This window comes from Paenibacillus forsythiae T98 (assembly GCF_000520735.1).
Lineage (GTDB): Bacteria > Bacillota > Bacilli > Paenibacillales > Paenibacillaceae > Paenibacillus_AQ > Paenibacillus_AQ forsythiae.
The window spans coordinates 1-3,271 of record NZ_ASSC01000479.1 but is presented as its reverse complement, the minus strand read 5'-3'; the positions used below and the strand labels follow the sequence as shown (position 1 = coordinate 3,271).

The following is a 3,271-nucleotide window of genomic DNA, read 5'->3' as shown; positions in this document are numbered from 1 at the left end:
CCCGCCGCCATCGGGCTGCAGGGGCGGCGGGACGCGCTCCAGGCATTCGGCTGGGAGCGGACGGCGGATCGCCTGGAGCTGCTGTACTCCGGACTCCGGCAGCGTAGGGAATAAAATTAAAATGTTTTGCAATGACAATATGCACTTTCCTACATTCCCATTCGTTGTACAATGACATTGTAAGCGTTGCCATCCCGAAATAAATCATTACAACTCTAAGTCGGCAACACCCTGCATATCTTTTGTTCGCAGAAAGGGTGGATTGTTATGTTGATGCTCGAAATTATTGTAAGACCGGAGAAAGCCGATGAAGTGATGGAGGAGCTGCTGCTCGCCGGTTTTCCTTCCATCAGTAAAATGGATATATTGGGACGCGGTAAGCAAAAAGGAATTCAGGTCGGTACGAATCACTACAACCAGATTTCCAAAAAAATGCTGATGATGGTCATCCACGAGGATGACAAGGAGGAAGTCATCGACATTGTGAAGCGGACGGCAAGAACCGGCGAGCACGGATCTTTCGGGGATGGCAAAGTTTTTGTACTCCCCGTTCTGGAAGCGTATACAATCAGTACCGGCAAAAAAGAATTGTAATTAAAACGAGCGGCGGAACCCCCATATGGCAGGAGCACCGAACCCCAAATCCTGCCATAGCCCTACAGATGTGTCGGCTATCTATTTCAGTTTCACTAAAGAGAAAACAGATTAAAGTGAAAGGGCAAGGCCCCGGATGCTTGCACGCAAGCTCCGGCCGCCTTGCCCTTCGCACGTCCGCGCGTCCCGATCAGGCCAATGGAATCCACCCGATCAAAGTAAGCGCCAGACCTACCACGAACCCGCATACCGCGCCGTTGACGCGAATCCATTGCAGGTCCTTCCCGACCTTCTCCTCCAGCATGGCGACCAGGCTGGCATCGTCCATTTTGTTGAGATTTTCCTTCACCAGCACGCCGATTCGGTAATGGTTCGCCTCCGAGAACGCGATCAGCGAGGAGCGGACCTTGTCCTCCCATTCAGAGATCCATTCCTTCTCCCCGGCAATGCGGCGGGCGAGCAGCGCATAGGCGGCGAACAGCCCCCGCCCCCCGCGAAGGCGGTCTTCCTCCAGCAGAGCGAGCGCCCTGCCGCGAAGCTCCTCCAGCCGGGCCAGCAGAAAGGCACTCGCCTCCTGCCCCTCAAGCCCGTTCGCAGCCCAGTCCGTCAGAGTCTGCATCCGGTCCTCGTCATTGACCAGCTGGAACAGGGCAACGCGGAGCTCCCGGATGATGTCCTCGCGGAAGACATTGTCCTCGTCCTGCATATCGCGGATGGCGGACTGGAGCATGCTCTGCAGCAGCTCGCCCAGCATCTCGTCATCGACAAAGCCGACGAACGCCTGAAAAGCCACGCCCTTCAGTCCGCCCAGCTTCACCTCGGCAAGCTTCGAGGATGCGAGTTGGCCGAGCATGGCCTTCGTCTCCGGACGGCCGATCCAGACAGCCGCCTGTCCAAGCCCATAGTCCAGGGCTTCCTTGTCCCGGCCGTCATTCAGCAGCCTCGTAACCACCGTATCGGCGACCGTCTTCAGGTCCGCGTTCCGGACATAACCCGCGAGCGCCGACTGGAGATACGGCAGCGCCTTTTCGGCGGGAATCCAGCTCACCAGGGCTTCCAGGCGGGACAGGATTTCCGTTCTCGCCCGCTTGCGGCTGAAGAATCTGGTAAGCATCGAAGACGCCAGCCGGATGAATTTGATTCCCCGCAGCTTGGCCTCGATGCTCTCCTTGTTCAGCAGCTCGTTCTCCATTGCCGAAATCAGGGAATCTATGATCTTGTTCCGGTTCTTCAGCAGCAAGGATGTATGCGGAATACGGAGGCCCAGCGGATGGCGGAACAGCGCCGTAACCGCGAACCAGTCGGCAATGCCGCCGACGAGTCCGGCCTCGAAGCCGCCCCGTAGCAGCTCTACCGCCGTATTCTCAGGCAAAGCCAGCGTCAGCAAGAAGCCGATCGCCATAACCACCAGTGAAATTGAAGCCAAGTTTCTGGATTTCATATTTAATAATGCCCCCCACAATCAGTCGACAAGCCTAAAGCATTAGAAAATATTGTACCACGAATACTCCCCGTTTCGGAAATTTCACTCTCTCAGGAAACGAAATCCGGCCCGGATCGGGCACCGGGGAAAGCGCTTGTCTGACGCCGGATTCAGGCATTCTCCAGCTCCAAAAAAAAGCAGTCCCCCGCCGCCAAAGGCGCAGAGGACTGCCGAAGTCTTATATCTCACGGGAAAACGCCGCTATTCCACATTGCTGTGCAGCTTGTATGCCGCGGCATGATCGACGCCCCGCAGCTCCGCATAGCTCAGGCAGACGCTGTCCAGCACGAAATGAACGCACTGGTCGAACAGGGAGCCGAGCGGCTGCACGCTCTGGCGCTCTCCCTCGCGGCGCTGCTTCGTCGCCGCCGGAATCGTCAGGAGCCGGGAGGCGCACTTGCCCAGCGGCGAACCGCCATCCGTCGTCAGGGCGATCACGAACGCGCCCAGCTCCCGCGCCTTCTGCGCCGTCCATACAACGCCATGCGTCGTTCCCGAGCCGGATACGGCCACCAGAATGTCACCCCGGGAGATAGACGGAGTAATCGTCTCGCCGATGACGTATACAGCCGCGCCCAGATGCATCATCCGCATGGCGAATGACTTGGCCACAAGACCGGATCTCCCCTCGCCGACGACAAATATCCGCTTGCCTCCTGCCAGCAGCACAGCCGTCTCCGTCAAGTCCCCATCATCCACACGTTCCAGCACGTCCCTGGCTTCCGAGAGAATTTCCTTCAGCTTGCTCATCTTGGGGTCACTCCTTATCGGCTTATGAATTGACTGAATAACCATCTTGTCCCGGTCGCCGCTCCCTGTACCCTCAGACACACTCCTGAAATTCCTTGATATACTCCTTGAACTCGCGGGCCGCCCGCGCCGGATCGGGCGCCTTCGTGATCGCCGAACCGATGATAATGACCTCCGGCTTCAGCGCCAGCAGACCCGGCAGCGACTCCAGCGTAATGCCTCCGGCCGCGGCAATCCGGAGCTCTGCCGCTTCCCCGGCGCCGGGGCCGCCAGATGCTCCTTCGCCGCCGCCCTCCCGGCCTCCGGCTGCGTCGCCCGCTTTGGCGCCGCCTCCTTGGCCTCCGCCGGAGCCATGCGTCCCGCCGCTGCTCCCATTCCCGGCGTCCGCGCCGCCACTACTCTCCAGCCGGAGACCGCCGCCTTCCTGCTGATCCTTGCTGACAT

At 59.0% G+C, this 3,271-nt stretch carries 3 protein-coding genes and 1 pseudogene; 1 reads left to right on the top strand and 3 read right to left on the bottom strand.

Annotated elements, in window-relative coordinates; genetic code table 11:
* Positions 1–267: 267 nt before the first annotated feature.
* The gene (locus L692_RS0115275; RefSeq protein ID WP_025701028.1) at positions 268–594 is read left to right on the top strand and encodes a P-II family nitrogen regulator; all 327 of its coding nucleotides are present in this window, start codon (positions 268–270) and stop codon (positions 592–594) included.
* A 190-nt stretch (positions 595–784) separates the two neighbouring features.
* Here L692_RS0115275 and L692_RS0115270 read toward each other — a convergent pair whose 3' ends face one another.
* The 3 genes and pseudogenes from L692_RS0115270 to L692_RS32810 form a co-directional block, all read right to left on the bottom strand.
* A complete protein-coding gene (locus tag L692_RS0115270) occupies positions 785–2,035 on the bottom strand; it encodes a DUF445 domain-containing protein (protein ID WP_025701027.1) in 1,251 nt (416 codons plus the stop codon).
* A gap of 243 nt (positions 2,036–2,278) precedes the next feature.
* Positions 2,279–2,827: a 6-phospho-3-hexuloisomerase gene (gene hxlB / locus L692_RS0115260; RefSeq protein WP_025701026.1), complete on the bottom strand. Its 549-nt coding sequence runs from the start codon at positions 2,825–2,827 to the stop codon at positions 2,279–2,281.
* A 73-nt stretch (positions 2,828–2,900) separates the two neighbouring features.
* Positions 2,901–3,271 (bottom strand): annotated as a pseudogene (locus tag L692_RS32810) (hypothetical protein); the annotation flags it as partial.